The following is a 20,700-nucleotide window of genomic DNA, read 5'->3' as shown; positions in this document are numbered from 1 at the left end:
GAAACTCGCGCAGGCAGGGGACGATGGCGACCAATAAGAAGAAGATTTTCGTTACACAAACTCTGTCGCAAGGCGCGCGCGCCCTTCTCACCCAGCGGGATGACATCGAGCTCGTCGAGTTTCCGAACCTGATCTCCGCCAGGGATTTCGAGGCCCTGCTGAAGAGCCATGCGCCGGTCCACGGCGTGGCGTTGGGTGCCACCGCCTTCGGCGAGACCGAGCTCGAGGCATCCGGGGACATGAAAGTGGTGACGCGCATCGGCGTCGGCTACGACGCCGTCGACGTGCCCGCGCTTTCCCGCCGCAAGGTCCCGCTGATGGTCGCGGGCAGTGCGAACTCGCCCTCGGTCGCCGAGCAGGCGCTGTTCATGATGCTGACGCTCGCCAAGCGCGCACAGGAGATGCATGCCTGCGTCAAGGACGGCAAATGGGCCGATCGGCTCGGGATGCTGCCGTTCGATCTCTACGGCAAGACCGTCCTCATCATCGGCTTCGGCCGCATCGGCACCCGCACCGCCAAGCGCTGCCTGGCGATGGACATGAAGGTGCAGGTCTACGATCCCTACAAGCCCGCGGCCGAGATCAAGGCCGCCGGTTGCGAGCCCGTCGCCGACCTTGACGCCGCACTGCCCAACGCCGATTTCGTCACCATCCACTGCCCGAAGACGCCGGAAACCGTCGGCCTGTTCGATGCTGACAGGATCGGCCGGATGAAGCCGAAATCCTATCTCATCAACACCGCGCGCGGCGGCATCGTGAAGGAGGCCGCGCTGCACGACGCCTTGGTCTCCGGCAAGATCGCGGGGGCCGGCATCGATGTGTTCGAGGTGGAGCCACCGCCGGTCAGCAACGCGCTGTTCGCGTTGCCCAACGTCATCATGGCCCCGCATGTCGCCGGCGTCACGGTCGAGGCGGTCCAGCGCATGAGCGAGCAGACCGCGCGCAACATCCTGAGTGTGCTGGACGGCGATCCGATCAGGCAGAACATCATCAATCAGGACGTGCTGGGCTGAGCCCTCCTCCGGGAGTGCCCAATCCGCCCGCCTCCGGAACGCCAGAATGCGTCCCATTTTGGTGCAGATCGAGCCCAAACTCAGCCTTAATCAAACGCGCCTAATGTTCCCGGCCGCGGCGGCAGTGGGACAGACTTGCCGGCCGCGTCGAGCTGGAGGATGGACCCTTGTCAGAGATCGACCCGACCGACCACGCGTTGGCGACCATCGCCAGCATTTTGGAGCACCCCGAACCCGTCCTCGTCGTTCGCGAGACCGAGACCGTGGTCGTCGCCGGTGAGCACGTGGCCGCAGACGAGCCTGCGGCTGCCGACGAGCATCCCGTTGCCGACGAGCATCCGGTGGTCGAGGAGCAGCCGCTGGTGCCGGAGCATACCGATGCCGACGGCTACAGCAAGGTCGGTCCCGGGCCGATGGTGGCGATCCGCCTGAAATGGACGGTCCATCGCGGTGACGACGACCAGTACTACGTCCACGAGACCATCGGCGAGCAATCCGCGCCCGTAATCAGCGGTCCGATGACCAGCGAGGCCGCCGTGCATTTCGTCGACGCGCACGAGGACGAGGCGCACCGGCGTTTCGAAGAGCTGCGCAGCGAGATCGCCGGCCGCAGTTCGCTCGCCGATTACGAGCGCAAGGGCGAGGCTTAGGCCTACTTCCTTCCGAGATAATCCTTCTTCGCGAGTTCAACGCCAGCGTGCCGCAAAAGATCGTAGGCGGTCGTGACGTGAAAGAAGAACTGCGGGACGCTGTTCGTGAGCAGCAGTGTCCGCCCGGTGAAGGGCAGCTCGGTCCCGTTCTTCAGCTTGAAGAAGACCTTCAGTTCCGCGGCCGCATCGATCTCGGCCCGGGGCAGACTTTCAATGAATTCGATTGACGTTGCGATCCGCGCTTGAAGCCCGGCCATGTCGTGCTCCAGCGGCGGCAGCACGACCGGCTCGCACTGCGCCAGCAAGGCCGGCGCGACGGTGGCATGGCGGCAGGCCTCGCCGATCTGCTGCGCCAGATCGTACATGTTCGGCGATAGCCGCATGCCGAGCAGGACGGCCGGATTGAACTTGCGGGCTTCGGCATAGGCAACGCCCTTGTCGAGCAGCGCGGACAGGTTGCGCAGGTACGGCACGAAGAGGCCGACCGAGGCCTCGTACATCGAGATCGTCACGTCAGGATTCCCTTCAATTGCATCTCGCCAGCAACTGGCAACTGGTCTAAATCCATCCTCAAGAGCTGCACAATGACAGCTCGGGCATGAGTGGAAAAGAGATGATCGTTCGAACGACCATTCGAATCCTGGCGGCCTTGGCCGTGGTATTGCTGGCAAACCTTTCGGCCCACGCCCAGCAGGCGGCGCCCTCGCGCCTCGACGAGATCCTCAAGCGCGGCACTTTGCGCGTCGGCATGACCGGCGACTACAAACCCTTCACCTATCTGGACAAGGCCACGCAGCAGTTCAGCGGCTTCGACGTCGATATGGCGGAAGCGCTCGGCAAGGCGCTCGGCGTCAAGGTCGAGTTCGTGCCGACCGCCTGGCCGAAGCTGATGAAGGATTTCGAGGCCGACCAGTTCGACATCGCCATGGGCGGCGTCTCGGTCACGCTCGACCGGCAGAAGAAGGGCTTCTTCTCGATGCCGATCATGCGCGAGGGCAAGACCCCGATCGCGCGCTGCGCCGATGTCGGCAAGTACCAGACGCTTTCCGACATCGACAAGAAGGGCACCCGCGTGGTCGTCAATCCCGGCGGCACCAACGAACGCTTCGCCCGCGCCAACATCAAGGACGCCGACATCACCGTCTTCCCCGACAATACCGCGATCTTCGACGAGATCGCCAAGGGCAATGCCGATTTGATGATGACGGACGCCTCCGAGACCCGCTACCAGCAGAAGCAGCATGCGGGCGTGCTCTGCGCGGTGCATCCCGAAAAACCGTTCGACTTCTCCGAGAAGGCCTACTGGCTTCAGCGCGACATGGCGCTGAAGGCCTTCGTCGACCAATGGCTGCACATCTCGATGGAGGACGGCAGCTACAGAAAGATCTACGCCGCCTGGTTCGACTAGGTCGAGCCTTCCTGTCGTTTGCCTCCGGCCGAATTGCGGACCGGTCTCGGGCATATTGAACCCGAACCTGCCGCAGGACGACTCATACGGTGACCGTGATCTAGATCACTTTTTACGATCGAACCGGGGCGTAAGCGTCGGTGCGGGGACCACCTGTTCAGGAGATGGAAATGAGGAAGCTGTTGGCCACGGCCGCATTCCTTTTGGCGAGCACCGCTGCCCAGGCGCAGTACACTTTCGAATATGGCGGGCGCACCATCCGGATCGATCCGGACCGCGGCACGGTGTCGATTCCCGGCGTCTACGACAACACCGGCCAGGGCAAGGCGAAAAAGGCCAAGAACGATCCCAAGGCCGACCTCAAGAACGACCCCAAGGCAACTCCGAAGGCCGACCCGCAGGCCCCGCAACAAGCCAAGGCAGATCCGCAACCGCCGGCCAATCCCGCGCCGGCACCTGCGCCTCTCGCCGCGCCTCCAGCGGCCGAGCAGGCTCCTGTCCAAGCTCCCGTGGCCGCGGCGCCGTCCGCCCCGCCGGCACCTCCGGCCAACACAGCCAAAAATGCGCCGGCCGAAGATGCGATGGTGCCGCCGCCTCAACCCGCTCCAAGCGCTGCCCCAACGGTGGCCGCGGTACCGCCCGCCCCGCCTGCTCCGGCCGCAGCCGTCGCGCCGCCGGCTCCCGCAACCGCGCCCACGCGCGATCTCACGTCACCGCTCGGCGTCTGGCTCACCGAGGAGAAGGAAGGCAAGGTCCGGATCGAGCAATGCGGCACCAATCTCTGCGGCTATTCTGTCGACAGCAAATCGAACCAGAACGGCGAGCAGGTCCTGATCAACATGAAGCCCGGCAAGGATCAGAAGGACCAGAAATGGTCCGGCCGCATCCTCGATCCGAACTCCGGCTCGACCTACGATTCGACGATCACGCTGAGGGGCACCGACCGCCTGCGCGTGCAGGGCTGCGCCTTCGGCGGCATGTTCTGCGGCGGCCAGACCTGGACGCGGGTGAACTAGAGTTCGGGTTCGACACTCTGACGGAGACGAGGGGCCCGCGATCCGGGCCCCTTTGGTTTGCGCACCTTGCGACGTGCGCCACGTCACTCAGCGCCTTGCGCGCGTGACTGCCCTCACATCGACCGCGCCACGCCCATGCCAGGGTGCCCGCATGGTCAACCCACAGGGGCGTGTCATGAACGGCTTCCGCAAGTGTCTTTTCGCCACCATCCTCGCCATCGCCTTGCCGGCCGCGCAGGCGAACGCCAGCACCTTCGACGGCGCATGGAATGTCCGGATCTCGTCGTCAAGCGAGACCTGCGGCAACGGCGCGACCGTCGCGATCGGCATCAGCAACGGTCAGATCGCCTCGAGCAGCGCAATGGTGACGGCGTCAGGCCGCGTGGCCGATGCCGGCAGCATCAACGTGACCTTGAGCACCGGCATCAAGCGCGCGGTCGGCTTCGGCCGGCTCAGCGGCACCTCGGGCTCCGGCACCTGGCGAGGCGCCCTGTGCACGGGAACGTGGACCGCCGAGCGGCAGTGAGAGCTAGCCCAGCGCCGCGCCGTACTCCGCGTCCGTCACGGGCTCCAGCCAGGTCGAATAGACGCCGTCGAGCGCTTCCTGCATGGCGATATGGGTCATGCCGTTGGTCGGCGACCCGCCGTGCCAGTGCAATTCGTTCGGTGGAATCCAGACGGTATCGCCGGGACGGATTTCGATGACAGGCCCGCCTTTGGTCTGAACGCGCCCGACGCCCGAAATCACGTAGAGCGTCTGCCCGAGCGGATGGTGATGCCAGTTGGTGCGCGCGCCCGGCTCGAACGACACACGCGAGCAGTTCAGCCGTGCCGGCGCGGGCGCCATGATCACGGGGTCCTGCCACACGGTACCGGTGAAGTTTTCCTTCGGCGCGCGGCGAGTCGGCCGCGTGCCTGCGACAGTGATTTCCATGGGGTAACCTCGCTTGTTGTCTCGTTACTTCTTGCTTGCAGCGTAGCGCGCCTTGGTCTCGGCGTTCATGGGATAGAGGCCCGGCAGCACCGCGCCGTTGTTCACCTCGTTGACGATCCAGGCTTCCATTCGCTCCTGCTCGACGCCCTCGGCGAGGACGTGATCGAGCATCGCCTGCGGGATCAGCACGCAGCCGTCCTGGTCGGCGACCACGATATCGTTCGGAAATACCGCAACACCGCCGCAGCCGATCGGCTCGCCCCAGCCGACGAAGGTCAGGCCGGCAACCGATGGCGGCGCGGCATAGCCGTCGCACCAGACCGGCAGGTTGGTGCCGAGCACACCCTCGACGTCCCGGACCACGCCGTCGGTGACGAGTGCGGTGACGCCGCGCTTCATCATGCGCGCGCAGAGGATGTCGCCAAAAATGCCGGCATCGGTGATGCCCATGGCATCGACCACGGCGATGCAGCCCTCGGGCATCGCCTCGATCGCGGTGCGGGTCGAGATTGGCGACGACCAGGATTCCGGCGTCGCCAGATCCTCGCGCGCCGGCACGAAGCGCAGGGTGAAGGCCGGTCCCACCAGGCGCGGCAGGCCCGGGCGCAGCGGACGCGCGCCGCGCATCCAGATGTTGCGCAGGCCCTTCTTCAGCAGGACCGTGGTGATGGTGGCAGTGGTGATGCCGGCGAGGGTCTTGCGGGCTTCGGGGGACAGCGACATGGAAACAGACGAGCTCCGGATGGGAGGGAAAGAACGCGCGCATCTTGCGAGCCCGGCGCTTTGCGTCAAGGGCCAAGAGGGTCCCAATAATGCAGGGCCGCAGCGCCGTTATGCGACGCGATAACAAGGCTTTATCGCGCCCCCCTGCATTAATTTATTGGACTTGCGGGCGCATTTACGCGAAGCAGGGGGTGACGCGGAACTCAAGGTCGAGCCCGCGCTTTTCCGAGAAGCCGATTTCGACAGCTCATGGCCGCGACGCTTCCCCCGCCCCGCCTTCTGCCCAGTGGCGACAGCGCCGTCACGGTCGAGTTCAGCCGCACCATCGACGACGAGGCCAACCAGCGCGTGCTGGCGCTCGACAAGGCGATCGCGGCAAGTCCCATCGACGGCATCACCGAGTCCGTGCCGACCTATCGCTCGCTGCTGGTGCACTACGATCCCGGCAAGATCGGCTTCGACGCGCTCGGGGAAAAATTGCTCACGCTCGCGAGCCAGCCGCTGCCGCCGGCCACAAAGGCGCGCCGCTGGCGCATTCCCGTCGCCTATGGCGGCGAGCACGGCATCGACCTCGAGGATGTCGCCAAGGCGCTGAACACCACGCCCGACGACATCATCGCCCGTCACGTGGCCGGCGACTACAAGGTCGCCATGATCGGCTTCACGCCGGGCTGGTCCTATCTCAGTGGTCTCGACAAATCGCTGCATATGTCGCGGCGGCAGAATCCGCGGCTGCTGACGCCCGCCGGCACGATCTCGATAGGCGGCGTCCAGGCGGGTATCCAATGCTTGGCTGCCCCGAGCGGCTGGCACCTGCTGGGTCGCACGCCGGTACGGACCTATCAGCTGCACCGCAATCCGACCTTCCTGACCGAACCCGGTGATCGCGTGACGTTTTTCGCCATCGACCACAAGACGTTCGAGGAGCAGGATCGCGCCGCCGAGGCCGGCGAGATCGTCGCCGAGCAGGTGATCGCATGAGCCGGCTCGTGGTTGCCAGCATCGGCCCTGCAAGCTCCGTCCAGGACGGCGGCCGTTTCGGCGCGCAGCGCTACGGCTTGACGGTCAGCGGGGCGATGGACCGTCTGTCGCTCGCGGCGGCGAACACGCTGGTCGGCAACGAGCCGTTCGCAGCCGCTGTCGAGATCGGCCCGTTCGGCGCCGCCTTCACGGCCAAGGACGGTGCCGTGCGCGTGGCGATTTCCGGCGCGCCTCGCAATGCGGATGTCGCCGGGAGCCCGGTCCCCATGGACACGTCGCTGACGCTGAAAGACGGCGAGACGCTGACGCTGGGCTTTGCCCGCGGCGGCGCATTCACCTATCTCGCGATCGAAGGGGCAATCCGCGGCGAGCCGGTGTTCGGCAGCCTCGCGGTCAACGCCCGCGCCGGTCTCGGCAGCCCCTACCCGCGCCCGCTCCAGGCCGGTGACGAATTCACGGTCGATGCCGCGAGCGGCGCGCCTGAGCTGCGGATCGAATTGCCGAAGCCTGCGACAGGTCCGATCCGTGTCCTGCTGGGGCCACAGGACGACGAGTTCGACGACGCCAACAGGGCGCTGTTCCTGGACAGCGAGTGGAAGATCTCGGCGACCTCCGACCGCATGGGCTACCGGCTCGAAGGTCCCGCGATCAAGCATCTGCACGGCCACAACATCGTCTCCGACGGCACCGTCAACGGCAGCATCCAGGTGCCCGGCAACGGCTCGCCGATCGCGCTGATGATGGACCGCGGCACCTCCGGCGGCTACCCGAAGATCGCGACGGTGATCACGGCCGATGTCGGCCGCCTCGCGCAGACTTCGGCAGGAACCGCGTTCCGCTTCAAGCAGGTCAGCATGGCCGAGGCGCAGGACGAGGCGCGCAAATTCGCACAAACCATCCGCGGCCTGCCCGATCGCCTGCGCTCCGCCGACACCGTCGCACTCAATATCGAGGCGCTCAGCGATGCCAACGTCGCGGGCTATGCCGTCAGCGCCGTCGACGCCGGGACCTGGCAGGTCGCGGCCGAGCCTTAAACGACAACAAGACCACAGGCGGAGAGCACCATGAAGACAGTCGATCTCAATTGCGATCTCGGCGAAGGTTTTGGCGCGTGGGAGATGGGCAACGACGCCGCGATGATCGAGCTGGCGAGCTCGGTCAACGTCGCCTGCGGCTTCCATGCCGGCGACCCCGACATCATGCGCCGGACCGTCGAGCTGGCGAAGGCCCGCGGCGTCTCGGTCGGCGCCCACCCCGGCTATCGCGACCTGCACGGTTTTGGCCGCCATCCGATCGCGGGCCTGAAGGCTTCCGAGATCGAGAATCTTGTCGCCTACCAGATCGGCGCATTGCAGGCGATCGCGACCGCGGCCGGCCACAAGGTGACGCATGTGAAGGCGCATGGCGCGCTCTCCAACGTCGCCTGCGAGGACGACATGACCGCCAAGGCGATCGCCGCCGGCATCAAGGCGGTCGATCCTACCCTGATCTTCGTCGTGCTCGCCAATTCGAAGCTGGTGAAGGCCGGCGAAGCCGCCAACCTGCCGATGGTGCACGAGGTGTTCGCCGACCGCGCCTATGAGGACGACGGCAACCTCGTCTCGCGCAAGAAGCCCGGTGCGGTGCTGCATGACGCCAAGGCCATCGCCGACCGCGTGGTGCGGATGGTGCAGGATGGTGCGGTGGTCTCGGTCACCGGCAAAATCATCAAGATGCGCACGGACACGGTCTGCATCCACGGCGATACGCCCGGCGCAGTCGACATCGCGCGCGGCCTGCGTCAGGCGTTGAAGGATGCGGGGATCGAGGTGGCGCCGTTCAAGCGCGGGGGTTGATCAGAACGGATGCACCGACAGCGTGCCGAACACGATGGCCGCGATGACGGCGAAGGCGCTGTAGAGCGCAACGTGCTGCATGCTCGCCCCGGTCCGACGCGAGAGCGAACGCGCGTAGAAGTGCAGCCTGGCTTCCGCCGATAATTCGCGCATGGTCGATCTCCAAGGCCCCATTTGCGGGATTATGAAGGATCAACCCTGGCGGGAGGCAAGATGGCGGCGGAAATAGCGATGGCGATTCTCTGAAGGCGCCCCGTCGCAGGCGCAAATTCTCTTTACCCCGAGGTTCCGAGAATCTTATTCGTTAAAGTTCGAGCCGATTGGAACTGATTTGGGTCGTGCGGCTAAAAATGTCGAATACAACCCCATGCACAGTAGACGGTGAATCGCCCGCGCCTTGCGCAGCCGGGGCGATTCACGCTGATACCGCCGCGCCTTAGTAGACGTCGGTCTGGAAGCGACCGGTCTTCTTGAGCTCGGCGACAAAACTGACGGCTTCGTCGGTGGAACGTGCGCCGAACTGGGCGACGATGTCGACCAGCGCGCGCTCGACATCCTTGGCCATGCGCTTGGCATCGCCGCAGATGTAGAGATGCGCGCCCTCGGCAAGCCACGTCCACACCTCGCGGCCCACCTCGCGCATGCGGTCCTGCACGTAAAACTTCTTCTCGCCGTCGCGCGACCAGGCCAGCGACATCCGGGTCAGGAGCCCCGAGGTCTTCATCGCGTTCAGCTCCTCCTGGTAGAAGAAATCGCAATCGCTGCGCTGATGGCCGAAGAACAGCCAGTTCTTGCCGGGTGCGCCGGTCGCCTTGCGGTCGAGCAGGAAGGCGCGGAACGGCGCGATCCCGGTGCCGGGACCGATCATGATGACAGGCGTCTTCGGATCCTGCGGCAGGCCGAAGCCGTGCGCCTTCTGCACATAGACCTTGAGCTTTTCGCCCTCATTGATGCGCTCGCCGAGGAAGGTCGAGGCGACGCCAATGCGCTTGCGCTTGCCGATGATGTAGCGCACGGAGTCCACCGTCAGCGACAGCTTTCCCGGCGTTGCATTGTGCGACGAGGAGATCGAGTAGAGCCGCGGCTGGAGCGGCTCCAGCGCCTCGACGAACGCCTCGGGATGCGGCCGCGTGCCGGAAAACTTCTGGAGCGCCGCCATGACATCGAGGGTCGCCGCATCGCCATCGGGATCCTCGCCCTGCGCCAGCGCCCTCGCCTTCTCACGCTGCGCGCCGCCGGTGATGAAGGACAGCAATTCGAACAGCGTGTCGGGCGCCGGCGACAGCGAGACGTCGTCGATCAGCACCTCCCGCAGCGTCTTGCCGTTGACCTTGGTGGTATGGGAGGCGCCGAGCAGCGCGATGATCTGGTCGACCAGACCGACCTCGTTGCGCGCGAACACACCAAAACTGTCGCCGACGATGTAGTCGAGCTTGCTCTCGGAGAGATCGAACTCGACGTGATAGGTTTCCTTCTCCGACTTTCCCTTGTTGAGAAGGCGGCGCGACAGGAAGGTCGCTGCGACGGGATTGTCGCGCGAGCGGCCGGGCTCGGCGATCGTCACCGTCACGGCGGGAGCTGCCACCGCGCCTTGCTTGTCGGACGCCTTGTCACCCATCTTGGCCGCCGGCGCCTTGTCGAGCTCCTCGTACAGCGACTTCAGCATCCGCGCGGTTTCCTTGCCGCCGGGGACGCAAAGGTTGAGCCGCGCTTCGCTGCGGCCCGCGATCGCCTCCGAATAATCGTTGCAATTGTAGCCGCACTGGCCGCAATCCTGCTGCGCCATCGCCGCCATCATCTTGCGCCGCACGGGGCGCCCCTCGGCGAGCTTCATCCGGTCGGCGATCGGCATGGTCTGGTCGTGCCACGGCGCTTCGCCATCATCGCCGTCACCTGCTTGCATGACCGCGGCGCCCTGCTCCGCCGACAACGGCGTGGCCACGTCAGGGGACAGCAGTCCGGCGAAGAAGCCGTTCAGCCAGGAGCGCTGCGCGTCGGAGAACGGCGCGCTGGCGGGAATGATGTCGAGTTTCGGCGGAGGGGTGATCTGGTTCATGCGGACACCTGTGCATCGGCAAGCTTGCGCAGCGTTTCGCCGTCATGGCGGCGCGCAAAGGAGAGGAAAGTTTCGTCGGGAGACGAGCGGTGGGCGATATAGGCCTTGAGCAGTCCTTCGACCGTCTTCGGCGCGTCCTCGGCCTTGAGGTCGTGGTAGACCTCCTGCCCGACGTCGGCGTCGGGGCCGAACCCGCCACCGGTGAAGAGATGATAGCCCTCCACCGTGTCCTCCTCATTGATCGGCACACGCGCGCCGATCAGCCCGATGTCGCTGATATAGTGCTGCGCGCAGGAATGATGACAGCCGGTGACGTGGATGTTGACCGGCTTGTCCATGGCAACGCGCGGCTCGCACCAGTCGCCGATCTCGGCGGCGTGACGCTTGGTGTTGGAGGCAGCGAAGCGGCAGCCGGCATTGCCGGTGCAGGCGATCAGGCCGGCGCGGATATGCGAGGCTTCGACCGCGAGCCCGATCTGCTTGATGGCCGCGATCGCAAGCTCGACATTGTCGTCGCGCACCCCAGAGATCAGCAGGTTCTGCCAGACGGTCAGGCGGATCTCTCCGTCGCCGAGGTCGCGGGCGACCTTGGCAAGGCCGTGCATCTGATCGCAGCTGATTTTGCCGAGCGTCAGCGACACGCCGATCCAGTTGAGGCCCTCCTGCTTCTGCCTGTGCACGCCGATATGCGCCATGCGATCCGCGGCCGGCCGCGGCGCGAACGCCTCTTCCGGAACGCGCGTGAACGGGGTCTTGAGCCGTTCCTCGACCAGTTTCAGAAAGCCGTCATGGCCCATCGCGTCGAGCACGTATTTCAGCCGCGCCTTGTTGCGGTTGGTGCGATCGCCATGATCGATGAACACGCGCACGATGGCGTCCGCGACGGCGGTCGCCTGCTCCGGCTTGACGATGATGCCGGAGTATTTTGCAAAATCCTTGTGTCCGGTGATGCCGCCGAGGCCGAGGCGAAACCAGATCCCGGGCTCGACGCCGAAGCCGTCCTTCACCTCGAATGCGGTGAACGCGATGTCATTGGTCTCCTCGAGCACCGCGATCCTGCCGGCGCCGTCGAATGCGACATTGAACTTTCGCGGCAAGCCGTAGAGCGAGCGATCGTTGAGGATGTGGTAGTGCCACTCGCGCGCGTAGGGGCGCGTGTCGATCAGCTCCTGCGGATCGATGCCGGCCGTCGGCGTTCCCGTGACGTTGCGGATGTTGTCGGCGCCGGAGCCGCGCGAGCACAGACCGAGGTCCTGGATGCCCTCGATCAGCTTGATCGCGTTCTTCGGCTGGATCTCGCGCAGTTGGAGGTTGGCGCGCGTCGTGGCGTGGCTGTACGGACCGCAGAGTTCGTCGGCGAGATCGGCAAGGCCGGACAGCTGCCAGTGCTTCATGATGCCGTTCGGGATGCGCAGCCGGCACATGTAGGAATCCTGCGTCGGCGCGACGTAGAAGATGCCGTAATAGCGCCAGCGGAAATTGTCCGCCGGACTCGGCGGCGCGTTGTCGAGCGCCTGCTGACGCAGCCGCGGATAGGCATCGAAGGGATGCTCGTCGCGCTTGACCTTCTCCTGGTCGGCGAGCTTCTTGCCCGCGGCGATGACCTTGTCCTGCGCCTTGAGGTGCACGGCATCGGGACCGGTGGGCTCGGCATTCGCCTTGCCGGCGCCACCACCGAGACCGCGACCGACGCGGCTGATCTGCAGACCGGTCGTGAAGCCTTCGAGGTAACGTTTCTGCTCGTCGGTAAAGTCGACTGCGAGCGTATCGATTTTCATGGTCGGTAACGAAGCTCCTGCGGCCACCTGAGTGGGATCGACGGAAAAGTGCACGACCCGCGAGGAACTCGGCTGGCTCAAAAGCCGGCTCTGCACCTAACGGTCCGGTCAGCTTCGTTGCTGCGGGACTTGGCTCAGCAGGCATCTGTGACAGGCTGGCCGCACTGCAACATTCAAGTTGCGTGCCAGCTTTCTGGAAATGAAAACGTATGTAATTTCAGTTGATTACGGGTGACCGCGGAAGATCCCCGCATTGGAACCCACTCGAAATTCGAGCAGTCGGCTCAATATTTAGCCGATAATCCAGCACGCCCAAAAACGATGCAGGCCCGAATCAAACCTTCCAGCGACCCACGTCGAAGGCTTCCAGATGCCCCTGAATGTTGCCGGGATCGAAGGTGGGGCCGGCGAATGCCCCGAACGGCGCTGGTGCCTCGCTGGGCGGCCGGCGGCCGAGGGCGGCGTCGTAGAGATCGGGCCTGAAAACGGCCATGGCGGTCTTGACGCCGTCGGGCGCCAGCGCTGTCTGACCCCAACGCACCATCTGCGCATAGAGCCAGGCGGCCTGGACCGGATCGGGGCGCCCTGCCTCCTCGCGTCCCACCAGAAGATAGCTGCCGCTCTCGCGAAAGGTGCCGTCCGGCGAAATCTTCAGGCGTCCCGTGAGGGTGCGCTGGATGACTTCGGCATCGACGCCGATCCGCTCGGGCTGCGCCAGCATCCGCGCCGTTTCGGCCCGGTTTTCCGGCTGCTCGATGAACTCGGCCGCCTTCACCGCCGCGCGCACCAGGCTGGCGACCACGTCAGAATTCTTGTCGGCCCAGACCTGGCGGACCGCCAGCACCTTCTCCGCCGCACGGGCCAGGATGTCGGAGACGAAATGCAGGATGTGGCCAATACCGAGATCGACCGCGATCGAATTCCACGGGGCACCGACGCAGAACGCATCGACATGGCCATTGGCGAGACTGTCGACCATGTAAGGCGGCGGCAGCACGACGAGGCGCACGTCCTCGTCCGGATCGACGCCGGCCGCGGCCATCCAGAACCGCAATTGGTAATTGTGGGTCGAGAACGGGAAGGTCATGCCGAAGGTCAGCGGATCGGCCCCTGCCTTGCGGCGCTTGGCGACCACCTTCGCCAGCGCTTTCGCGGTCACGAGCGGATCGAAGCGATCGCCGTCGACCTCCTCCATCAGCGCGGCATGGAGCGCCGGCGACACGGTGATCGCATTGCCGTTGATGCCGAGATTGAAGGGTGCGGCGATCGGCACCTTGACGTGACCGAGCCCGAGCGAGGACGCGATCGCCACCGGCGCCAGCAGATGCGCGGCGTCGAACAGGCCGATATTGAGCTTGTCGCGGACGTTGGACCAGGACACCTCGCGCACCAGCTCGACCTCGAGCCCCTCGGCGGCAGCAAAGCCCTTGTCGACGGCGACGATCAGGGCGGCGGCATCGACCAGCGGAATGAACCCGATGCGGAGGGGAGCGGTCATTTCAGCATCTCCGACGCGGTGATGATCGACTGGGCGATCTCGCCGATTTTCTTCTTCTCGCGCATCGCAGTGGAGCGCAGCAGCACATAAGCCTCGTCCTCGTTGAGGCCCTTCACCTTCATCAGGATGCCCTTGGCCTTCTCGATGATCTTGCGGTCCTCGAGCTGCGACTTGGTGCGATCGAGCTCCTCCTGGAGCTTGGCGAAGGCGTTGAAGCGGGACACGCAGAGGTCGAGGATCGGCTTGATGCGCTCCTTCTTCAGCCCGTCGACGATGTAGGCAGAGACCCCCGCCTCGACCGAGGCCTGGATCGAGGCTGAATCACTCTGGTCCACGAACATCGCGATCGGACGCTTCACGGCGCGGCTGACCTGGAACATCGCCTCCAGCACGTCGCGGCTGGGGTTTTCCAGATCGATCAGGATGATGTCGGGGTCGACCGCATAAATACGGGCCAGCAGGCTCTGCATCTCGCTGATATGGACGACCTGCGTGAACCCGGCCTCCCGCAGCCCCTCCTGGAGGATCGCGGCCCGGATCGGGCTCTCGTCGACAATCACGATTTTGGGCGACTGTTCGGCGCTCATTGCTCACTCACGTCAGGCGATTCATCCTTAGCATGCCGGGGGGCCATGCAAAGGGTTGTAATTATGGGCAATTGGGACTAGCTCAAGCCGGTCAATCAGGCAGATTTGGATATGGATCAGACGGCTGCGCCCAAGGTCAGCTTCGTGTCGCTCGGATGTCCCAAGGCATTGGTGGATTCCGAGCGCATCATCACGCGCCTGCGCGCCGAGGGCTACGAGCTCGCCCGCAAGCATGACGGGGCCGACGTCGTCATCGTCAACACCTGTGGCTTCCTCGACAGCGCCAAGCAGGAATCGCTTTCGGCGATCGGCGAAGCCATGGCCGAGAACGGCAGGGTGATCGTGACCGGCTGCATGGGCGCGGAACCCGAGCAGATCGAGCAGGCCTATCCCGGCGTGCTCTCCATCACCGGCCCGCAGCAATATGAGAGCGTGCTGGACGCGGTGCATCGCGCGCTGCCGCCCGCCCACAATCCGCATCTCGATCTGGTGCCGCCACAGGGCATCAAGCTGACGCCGCGCCACTATGCCTATTTGAAGATCTCCGAAGGCTGCAACAACCGCTGCACTTTCTGCATCATCCCGAAGCTGCGCGGCGATCTCGTCTCGCGCCCGGCCAACGACGTGCTGCGCGAGGCCGAGCGTCTGGTCGACGCTGGCGTCAAGGAGCTGCTGGTGATCTCGCAGGACACCTCGGCCTATGGCGTCGATCTGAAATATGCCGAGAGCTCGTGGAAGGACCGCCAGGTCCGCGCCAGATTCCTCGATCTCGCGCGCGAGCTCGGCGAGCTGGGGGCCTGGGTCCGCCTGCAATATGTCTACCCCTACCCGCATGTCGACGAGGTCATCGCGCTGATGAACGAGGGCAAGGTGCTGCCCTATCTCGACATCCCGTTCCAGCACGCAAGCCCCGAGGTGCTGAAGGCGATGAAGCGCCCGGCGGCGCAGGACAAGACGCTGGTGCGCATCAAGCGCTGGCGCGAGGAATGTCCCGATCTTGCCTTGCGCTCGACCTTCATCGTCGGCTTCCCGGGCGAGACCGACGCGGACTTCGCCTATCTGCTCGACTGGCTGGACGAAGCCGAGATCGATCGCCTCGGCTGCTTCAAGTACGAGCCGGTCGCCGGCGCGACCTCGAACGCGATCGAGAACCCCGTGCCGGAAGAGATCAAGCAGGAGCGCTACAACGCACTGATGGCCCGCCAGCAGAAGATTTCCGCGCGCAGGCTGAAGCGCAAGGTCGGCACGCGGCAACAGATCATCATCGACGAGGTCGGACCGACCGTTGCAAAGGGCCGCTCCAAGGCCGATGCGCCGGAGATCGACGGCGCGGTCTATCTCACCAGCCGCCGCCCCCTGCGCGTCGGCGAGATTGTCACGGCCAAGATCGAGCGCGCCGACCAATACGACCTGCACGGCAGCGTCGCGGGATTCTGAGGTTCACGGCGCCGCCCGCCATTTCGGCAGCAAGCCCTCCGGCCCGGGTGCGCGGGCGAGATCGACGCGTTTCGCAATTCGTCATGTTGCTTGTCCCGACGCCTGCTGTCCGTCATGCGCGGCGAACACCTCCTTGGCTGCGAACAGGCCGTTCACCGCCGCCGGGAAGCCCGCATAGACGGCCATCTGCATGACGATCTCCACGATCTCGTCGCGAGACAGCCCGACGTTCAAACCCGCCTCGATATGCACCTTGAGCTGAGGCGCGGCATTTCCGAGCGCCGTCAGCGCGGCGATCGTCGCGATCTCTCGATCGCGCAGGCCGAGGCCCGGGCGGCTGTAAATGTCGCCGAAGGGAAACTCGATCACGTATCGTGCGAAATCCGGAGCGATGTCGGCGAGTGAGGCGACGACCTTTTCGCCGGCACTGCCGTCAATGCGTGACAGGGCCCGCTGGCCGCGATCGAAGCGGCTTTCGGCTTGTGTTTGGGCGTGCGTCATTTTCCTTCGTCCTCTGTTCGCCGCCGGCATAGCCGGCGATCTTGGTATCAAGGACGAGCAGGCATTCCTGAAGTTCGGCCATCTGCGAGCGAACCTGCTCCCGGTGGACTTCCAGCATCTGCCGCCGGGTTGGCCCGGTGGCGTCGCCTTCGTCACGAAGCGCCGCGTAACGCAACATGTCCCGGATCGGCATGCCCGTGGTCTTGAGCCGACCAAGGAATGCGATCCATGTGAGGATCGATGCGTCGAAGTTACGCTGGCCGGAGCGATCACGGTCAGCGTATGGCAGCAGCCCGATGCGCTCATAGTAACGCAGCGTGTGGGTCGACAGGCCGGTTCGTTTTGCGAGGTCGCCGATCTTCATGTGTGCCCGTTCTCGTACTGACGCACGTACAGATACCCCTTCGAGCGCGCTCTAAGTCAAGGGGGATCGAAGGCGCCGTTCCCGCGAGGTCATGATGGCGCGACAGTTTTCGGCGCGCCGGCAGGGCGGCAGGATTGCGGGATTCCGAGCTTCAGGATCCCGCCAGCCATTTCGGCACCCAGCGCTCGGGCCGCGGGGCGCGGCCGAGATCGGCCTGTGCCTCCGACAGTTTTGCCGGCTCGCCATCGACGGTCGGGCGCACGTCGTATTCGAAGTTCGGCATGACGCGGCCGTCGGCATAGAGGCCGAAATTCATCGCGTACCACAACCCGAGCTCGGGCTGCGCGCGGCGCATCTCCTCGCGCAAATCGCGCAGCAGGGATTCGATCGAGGCTGCTTCCTCGAACGGCTGCGGCCCGCGGGTCAGGACGCGGGCCTCGTACTGCTTGCCGACAATCGCAACCTCGAAGTGCGTCTTGTCCCAGGCGTTTTTTCCCTTGGGCAGATGTGCCGCGAGCCGCCAGCCGAGTTCGGCCATCAAACGGTGATTGGCCCAATAGTCCTCGCGATCCCGGCTCCATTTTTCCACGAAGCCGCGGAAGTCGGGGAGCTCTGCGACGCCGTCGTCACACGCCGCCTGCTCGCCGACCGGCCGTCCGGCGAGCCACTGTGCCAGCTCGACCGTCTGGCACTCGACCTCGTCATGCGGCAAGAGATCACTCCAGGCCTTGTCGAATTGCTGCGACGTCAGTTTTGCAAGCAGCCCGTCGAGGCTCGGCGCCAGCAGTTCGTAGTCGCCCTCCGACCCCAAGCCCACGATCGGCGGATTGTCCCGGTCGAGACCGGCGCCATACCAGCCCCCGACGGCCGAGCCGTCGGGCAGCCGCATGAACAGCGAAAACCTGTCGCGCAAGCGACTGCCGTCGACGATCGGCGCGTGATCGGAGAACTGGCCTTGCAGGGAGAAGCAGCCGACGCTGCCCCAGGGGCGCCCGTTCAGCCAATCGGCAAAGTCGACCAGCAGGGACGGCGCCTCGATGCCCGGCGGAAACGCGCCGCGAATGCTGTCGAGGTCGATCGGGTAAGGCGTATCAGACAAGGCTTGAAACTATCTGGTTGATCCCGCCAGTTGGTCTCGACCGTCCGGCGTTCGGTTCGAACCAATTGGCGTCCTGCGATCACAAACGCGCTAGAGGCTTGTTGGTTTCTGTGCGGCCGTCAAATGAAATACAATCACACGATTGGTATCCGGGTCGGACTGTGCGCGATCGGCACCGCATTGATTCTGCTTGCCCTCCCCGCCACGGCGCAATCTCCATCACCCGCCGAGGCGCGTCAATGGTGCTTCGGTTCCAGCGAGATCAGCGACGACCAGCGCATCGAAGGTTGCTCGTCCCTGCTGCAGGCCGATCCGTCGAACGCCGCCGCGCTCGCCAACCGCGGCAGATCCTTCCGGCGCAAGGGCGACACACAGCGGGCCGTGGCCGATCTCAGCGGCGCGATCGACCTTGCCCCTGACAATTCCCGAATCTGGTTCAGCCGCGGCTTAGTCTACGCCGATGTCGGCGACCGCGACCACGCCATCGCCGACTACACCCGCGCGATCGAGCTCAAGCCGGACAACGCAAACTACTGGTGTAACCGCGGCAATTCCCTCTTCGGCAAGAACGATTACGAGCATGCGATCGCCGACTTCGATCAGGCCATCAGGATCGATCCGAAATTCACGCTGTGCTATTTCAACCGCGGCACCGCCCATGCCCAGCATCGCGAGGCGGATCGCGCGCTCGCCGATTTCGACATGGCGATCAGGCTCGATCCGAATTACGCCGTCGCCTATGGCAACCGCGCGCGCGTCCTCCGCGACAAGGGCGACCGCGAACGCGCCCTCGCCGATTTCAGCAAATCGCTCGAGCTCAATCCGAACAATGGCGGCGACGCCTATGCGCGCGGCGAGATCTATTTCAACGCGCACGATTATGCGCGGGCGCTCGAGGATTACGACCGCTCGATCAAGGCCAATCCGAACTATCCCGGCGTATTTTTTGCCCGCTGCGTGACACACGCGATTCTTCGCCAATTGCCGGAAGCACTCGCCGATTGCGATCAGTCGCTGCGGATGAAGCCGAACGAACCTTACATGCTCGACACCCGCGCACTGATCCACCTCCGGCTTGGCGAAGTCGATGCGGCGATCGCGGATTACGACGCTGCGCTGAGCGTAAAGCCCGCGCTCGATAATGCGCTCTACGGCCGCGGACTTGCGAGACGGAAAAAGGGCGACAACGAAGGCGCCGAACGCGACATCGCGGCCGCGAAGGCCATCAATGCCGGCATCGCGGATAGCTTCGCCGTCTACGACATCAAGTGATCCTCTCCCGCGACGTCGTCGCGCAGCCGAAGATGCCGGGCATCTGACCCGACCGATGCACACTCGGCTTGTGTTGCGCAAAACGCCCGCTTGACAAGCCCTGCCATTGGCATGTATTGCCGCGCTCCATGATCAACGCTCGGACCCATCAGCGCACCGAAATGCTCCGTCGTCGCTCCCGCGACGATGAGAGGGTGCGCCATGTCCGACGACGCCGCTGAACCACTGAATTCAGCTTGAGTTTTCGAGAAGGCCGCACCCGCAAGGTGCGGCCTTTTTGCTTTTTGCACCCCGATTCCACCCGCCTCCAGAGGAGTTCGACATGACCGACGCCACCCATCCGTATGACGCGCTGATGGACATCACCGCACGGCCCAAGGCCGTGTTCGTCCGCGGCGCCGGCTCCTACCTCTGGGACGACAGCCGCAAGCGCTATCTCGATTTCGTGCAGGGCTGGGCCGTCAACTGTCTCGGCCACTCGCCGCCGGCCATCGCCGATGCGCTCACCGCGCAGTCCAAGCGGCTGCTGACGCCGAGCCCGGCCTTCTACAACGAGCCGAGCCTGAAGCTCGCCGAGGCACTGGTTACAAACAGCGCGTTCGACCAGGTGTTCTTCGCCAATTCAGGCGCGGAGGCCAATGAGGGCGCGATCAAGCTCGCGCGCAAATATGGCAGCCTGCACAGGGGCGGCGCCTTCGAGATCATCAGCTTCGAGGGCGGCTTCCACGGCCGCACGCTGGCGACGATGTCGGCCTCGGGCAAGAAGGCATTCGAGCCGCTGTTCGAGCCGAAAGTCGCGGGCTTCAAGAAGGCCAGGCTCAACGATATCGTCTCGGTCGAGAAGCTGATCAACGACAATACCGTCGCGGTGATGCTGGAGCCGATCCAGGGTGAATCAGGCGTGTGGCCTGCGACCGATCAGTTCCTGCAGGAGCTGCGCGCGCTCACCGAAGCGCGCGGCTTGCTGCTGATCTTCGACGAGATCCAGACCGGCATGGGCCGGACCGGAAAGCTCTTCCACTACGAGCACGCCGGAATCGCGCCCGACATCATGACGCTCGGCAAGGGCATCGGCGGCGGCGTGCCGCTCGCCGCCCTGCTCGCGACCGAACGCGCCTCCTGTTTCGAGCACGGCGACCAGGGCGGCACCTTCAACGGCAACCCGATCATGTGCGCGGCGGGACTCGCGGTGCTGGACGAGGTCAGCAAGCCCGACTTCCTGAAGTCGGTGACCGAAACCGGGCTGCTGCTCGAAAGCGAGCTGCAGAAGGTCTCGGCCCGGCATGGCCTTGGCGGCGTGCGCGGCCGTGGGCTTCTGCTCGCGCTCGACCTCAAGCTGCCGATCGCGCCCGGGATCGTCGCGCAGGCGTTCGAGGCCGGCGTGCTCCTCAACGCGCCGCAGGTCGACGCGCTGCGCTTCATGCCGGCGCTGAACGTCACGAAGGGAGAAATCACCGAGATGATCGATTGTCTCGATGTGATCTTGACCAAGGCTGGCGCGGCACGGCGGGTGGCGTAGGTCTCGTCATTGCGAGGAGCTCGCGACAA

General features: G+C 65.0%; 22 protein-coding genes. 11 read left to right on the top strand and 11 right to left on the bottom strand.

Going from position 1 to position 20,700, the window contains the following annotated elements:
* Positions 1-23 precede the first annotated feature (23 nt).
* Both OC450_RS30345 and OC450_RS30340 read left to right on the top strand, forming a co-directional pair.
* Positions 24-1,013 (top strand): hydroxyacid dehydrogenase, encoded by a 990-nt coding sequence (locus OC450_RS30345; RefSeq protein ID WP_262049230.1) that lies wholly within the window; start codon positions 24-26, stop codon positions 1,011-1,013.
* A gap of 167 nt (positions 1,014-1,180) precedes the next feature.
* Positions 1,181-1,663 carry a hypothetical protein gene (locus OC450_RS30340; RefSeq protein WP_211386432.1) on the top strand — a complete coding sequence of 161 codons (483 nt, stop codon included), beginning with the start codon at positions 1,181-1,183 and terminating at the stop codon, positions 1,661-1,663.
* A gap of 2 nt (positions 1,664-1,665) precedes the next feature.
* On the opposite strand, the gene OC450_RS30335 is transcribed toward OC450_RS30340, so the two are convergent.
* Positions 1,666-2,163, bottom strand: a complete 498-nt coding sequence (locus OC450_RS30335; protein WP_211386506.1) for a DUF1993 family protein — start codon at positions 2,161-2,163, stop codon at positions 1,666-1,668.
* Between the two features lie 113 nt (positions 2,164-2,276).
* Between OC450_RS30335 and OC450_RS30330 the strand changes: the two genes are divergently transcribed.
* The 3 genes from OC450_RS30330 (at position 2,277) to OC450_RS30320 (ending at position 4,613) form a co-directional block, all read left to right on the top strand.
* Complete coding sequence (locus OC450_RS30330; RefSeq protein ID WP_211386431.1) at positions 2,277-3,071, top strand: transporter substrate-binding domain-containing protein; 795 nt, start codon at positions 2,277-2,279, stop codon at positions 3,069-3,071.
* Between the two features lie 170 nt (positions 3,072-3,241).
* Positions 3,242-4,087: a DUF2147 domain-containing protein gene (locus OC450_RS30325; RefSeq protein ID WP_262049229.1), complete on the top strand. Its 846-nt coding sequence runs from the start codon at positions 3,242-3,244 to the stop codon at positions 4,085-4,087.
* Between the two features lie 175 nt (positions 4,088-4,262).
* Entirely contained in the window at positions 4,263-4,613 is a 351-nt protein-coding gene (locus tag OC450_RS30320) for a hypothetical protein (protein WP_211386505.1), read from the top strand.
* Between the two features lie 3 nt (positions 4,614-4,616).
* Here OC450_RS30320 and OC450_RS30315 read toward each other — a convergent pair whose 3' ends face one another.
* Together OC450_RS30315 and OC450_RS30310 are read right to left on the bottom strand one after the other, a co-directional pair.
* Positions 4,617-5,021 carry a cupin domain-containing protein gene (locus OC450_RS30315; protein WP_211386429.1) on the bottom strand — a complete coding sequence of 135 codons (405 nt, stop codon included), beginning with the start codon at positions 5,019-5,021 and terminating at the stop codon, positions 4,617-4,619.
* Between the two features lie 24 nt (positions 5,022-5,045).
* Positions 5,046-5,744, bottom strand: a complete 699-nt coding sequence (locus tag OC450_RS30310; protein WP_211386428.1) for a ribonuclease activity regulator RraA — start codon at positions 5,742-5,744, stop codon at positions 5,046-5,048.
* A 249-nt stretch (positions 5,745-5,993) separates the two neighbouring features.
* On the opposite strand from OC450_RS30310, the gene pxpB reads away from it, so the two are divergent.
* From pxpB to OC450_RS30295, 3 genes are read left to right on the top strand one after another with little or no spacing between them, the layout of a single operon-like run.
* Complete coding sequence (gene pxpB, locus OC450_RS30305) at positions 5,994-6,725, top strand: 5-oxoprolinase subunit PxpB (protein WP_211386427.1); 732 nt, start codon at positions 5,994-5,996, stop codon at positions 6,723-6,725.
* Positions 6,722-7,759, top strand: coding sequence for a biotin-dependent carboxyltransferase family protein (locus OC450_RS30300; protein WP_262049228.1), 1,038 nt, complete (start codon positions 6,722-6,724; stop codon positions 7,757-7,759). The genes pxpB and OC450_RS30300 overlap by 4 nt, the downstream gene beginning before the upstream one ends.
* Positions 7,760-7,789: 30 nt before the next feature.
* Positions 7,790-8,560 carry a LamB/YcsF family protein gene (locus tag OC450_RS30295; RefSeq protein ID WP_262049227.1) on the top strand — a complete coding sequence of 257 codons (771 nt, stop codon included), beginning with the start codon at positions 7,790-7,792 and terminating at the stop codon, positions 8,558-8,560.
* On the opposite strand, the gene OC450_RS30290 is transcribed toward OC450_RS30295, so the two are convergent.
* From OC450_RS30290 to OC450_RS30270, 5 genes are all read right to left on the bottom strand, one after another.
* Positions 8,561-8,713, bottom strand: a complete 153-nt coding sequence (locus OC450_RS30290; RefSeq protein WP_262049226.1) for a hypothetical protein — start codon at positions 8,711-8,713, stop codon at positions 8,561-8,563.
* 283 nt (positions 8,714-8,996) lie between these two features.
* Complete coding sequence (locus tag OC450_RS30285) at positions 8,997-10,616, bottom strand: sulfite reductase subunit alpha (RefSeq protein WP_262049225.1); 1,620 nt, start codon at positions 10,614-10,616, stop codon at positions 8,997-8,999.
* A complete protein-coding gene (locus OC450_RS30280; RefSeq protein ID WP_262049224.1) occupies positions 10,613-12,394 on the bottom strand; it encodes a NirA family protein in 1,782 nt (593 codons plus the stop codon). Before OC450_RS30280 ends, OC450_RS30285 begins: the two co-directional genes overlap by 4 nt.
* Positions 12,395-12,728: 334 nt before the next feature.
* Positions 12,729-13,892 (bottom strand): CmpA/NrtA family ABC transporter substrate-binding protein, encoded by a 1,164-nt coding sequence (locus OC450_RS30275; RefSeq protein ID WP_262049223.1) that lies wholly within the window; start codon positions 13,890-13,892, stop codon positions 12,729-12,731.
* Complete coding sequence (locus tag OC450_RS30270) at positions 13,889-14,479, bottom strand: ANTAR domain-containing response regulator (RefSeq protein ID WP_262049222.1); 591 nt, start codon at positions 14,477-14,479, stop codon at positions 13,889-13,891. The genes OC450_RS30275 and OC450_RS30270 overlap by 4 nt, the downstream gene beginning before the upstream one ends.
* 111 nt (positions 14,480-14,590) lie before the next feature.
* Between OC450_RS30270 and rimO the strand changes: the two genes are divergently transcribed.
* Positions 14,591-15,916, top strand: coding sequence for a 30S ribosomal protein S12 methylthiotransferase RimO (gene rimO / locus OC450_RS30265; RefSeq protein ID WP_262049221.1), 1,326 nt, complete (start codon positions 14,591-14,593; stop codon positions 15,914-15,916).
* A gap of 81 nt (positions 15,917-15,997) precedes the next feature.
* Here the strand turns inward: rimO and OC450_RS30260 are convergent, their stop codons facing one another.
* The 3 genes from OC450_RS30260 to OC450_RS30250 form a co-directional block, all read right to left on the bottom strand.
* On the bottom strand, positions 15,998-16,417 hold the full coding sequence (locus OC450_RS30260; protein WP_262049242.1) for a carboxymuconolactone decarboxylase family protein: 420 nt from the start codon (positions 16,415-16,417) through the stop codon (positions 15,998-16,000).
* Entirely contained in the window at positions 16,350-16,781 is a 432-nt protein-coding gene (locus tag OC450_RS30255; protein ID WP_262049220.1) for a MerR family transcriptional regulator, read from the bottom strand. Before OC450_RS30255 ends, OC450_RS30260 begins: the two co-directional genes overlap by 68 nt.
* A gap of 151 nt (positions 16,782-16,932) precedes the next feature.
* On the bottom strand, positions 16,933-17,880 hold the full coding sequence (locus tag OC450_RS30250) for a hypothetical protein (RefSeq protein WP_211386417.1): 948 nt from the start codon (positions 17,878-17,880) through the stop codon (positions 16,933-16,935).
* Between the two features lie 123 nt (positions 17,881-18,003).
* Between OC450_RS30250 and OC450_RS30245 the strand changes: the two genes are divergently transcribed.
* A complete protein-coding gene (locus tag OC450_RS30245; protein ID WP_262049219.1) occupies positions 18,004-19,152 on the top strand; it encodes a tetratricopeptide repeat protein in 1,149 nt (382 codons plus the stop codon).
* A 322-nt stretch (positions 19,153-19,474) separates the two neighbouring features.
* Positions 19,475-20,671: an acetylornithine transaminase gene (locus OC450_RS30240; RefSeq protein ID WP_262049218.1), complete on the top strand. Its 1,197-nt coding sequence runs from the start codon at positions 19,475-19,477 to the stop codon at positions 20,669-20,671.
* Positions 20,672-20,700 lie beyond the last annotated feature (29 nt).

It is taken from the genome of Bradyrhizobium sp. Bra78, assembly GCF_024519855.1.
Taxonomy (GTDB): domain Bacteria; phylum Pseudomonadota; class Alphaproteobacteria; order Rhizobiales; family Xanthobacteraceae; genus Bradyrhizobium; species Bradyrhizobium japonicum_G.
This window is presented reverse-complemented; position numbering and strand designations above follow the sequence as displayed.

Coding starts and splice junctions, on each gene's coding strand:
- OC450_RS30245 (WP_262049219.1), top strand. CDS start 18,004: ATGAAATACAATCACACGATTGGTATCCGGGTCGGACTGTGCGCGATC.
- OC450_RS30260 (WP_262049242.1), bottom strand. CDS start 16,417: ATGACGCACGCCCAAACACAAGCCGAAAGCCGCTTCGATCGCGGCCAG.
- OC450_RS30330 (WP_211386431.1), top strand. CDS start 2,277: ATGATCGTTCGAACGACCATTCGAATCCTGGCGGCCTTGGCCGTGGTA.
- OC450_RS30280 (WP_262049224.1), bottom strand. CDS start 12,394: ATGAAAATCGATACGCTCGCAGTCGACTTTACCGACGAGCAGAAACGT.
- pxpB (WP_211386427.1), top strand. CDS start 5,994: ATGGCCGCGACGCTTCCCCCGCCCCGCCTTCTGCCCAGTGGCGACAGC.
- OC450_RS30270 (WP_262049222.1), bottom strand. CDS start 14,479: ATGAGCGCCGAACAGTCGCCCAAAATCGTGATTGTCGACGAGAGCCCG.
- OC450_RS30275 (WP_262049223.1), bottom strand. CDS start 13,892: ATGACCGCTCCCCTCCGCATCGGGTTCATTCCGCTGGTCGATGCCGCC.
- rimO (WP_262049221.1), top strand. CDS start 14,591: ATGGATCAGACGGCTGCGCCCAAGGTCAGCTTCGTGTCGCTCGGATGT.
- OC450_RS30240 (WP_262049218.1), top strand. CDS start 19,475: ATGACCGACGCCACCCATCCGTATGACGCGCTGATGGACATCACCGCA.
- OC450_RS30325 (WP_262049229.1), top strand. CDS start 3,242: ATGAGGAAGCTGTTGGCCACGGCCGCATTCCTTTTGGCGAGCACCGCT.
- OC450_RS30285 (WP_262049225.1), bottom strand. CDS start 10,616: ATGAACCAGATCACCCCTCCGCCGAAACTCGACATCATTCCCGCCAGC.
- OC450_RS30300 (WP_262049228.1), top strand. CDS start 6,722: ATGAGCCGGCTCGTGGTTGCCAGCATCGGCCCTGCAAGCTCCGTCCAG.
- OC450_RS30310 (WP_211386428.1), bottom strand. CDS start 5,744: ATGTCGCTGTCCCCCGAAGCCCGCAAGACCCTCGCCGGCATCACCACT.
- OC450_RS30320 (WP_211386505.1), top strand. CDS start 4,263: ATGAACGGCTTCCGCAAGTGTCTTTTCGCCACCATCCTCGCCATCGCC.
- OC450_RS30335 (WP_211386506.1), bottom strand. CDS start 2,163: ATGTACGAGGCCTCGGTCGGCCTCTTCGTGCCGTACCTGCGCAACCTG.
- OC450_RS30255 (WP_262049220.1), bottom strand. CDS start 16,781: ATGAAGATCGGCGACCTCGCAAAACGAACCGGCCTGTCGACCCACACG.
- OC450_RS30315 (WP_211386429.1), bottom strand. CDS start 5,021: ATGGAAATCACTGTCGCAGGCACGCGGCCGACTCGCCGCGCGCCGAAG.
- OC450_RS30345 (WP_262049230.1), top strand. CDS start 24: ATGGCGACCAATAAGAAGAAGATTTTCGTTACACAAACTCTGTCGCAA.
- OC450_RS30290 (WP_262049226.1), bottom strand. CDS start 8,713: ATGCGCGAATTATCGGCGGAAGCCAGGCTGCACTTCTACGCGCGTTCG.
- OC450_RS30295 (WP_262049227.1), top strand. CDS start 7,790: ATGAAGACAGTCGATCTCAATTGCGATCTCGGCGAAGGTTTTGGCGCG.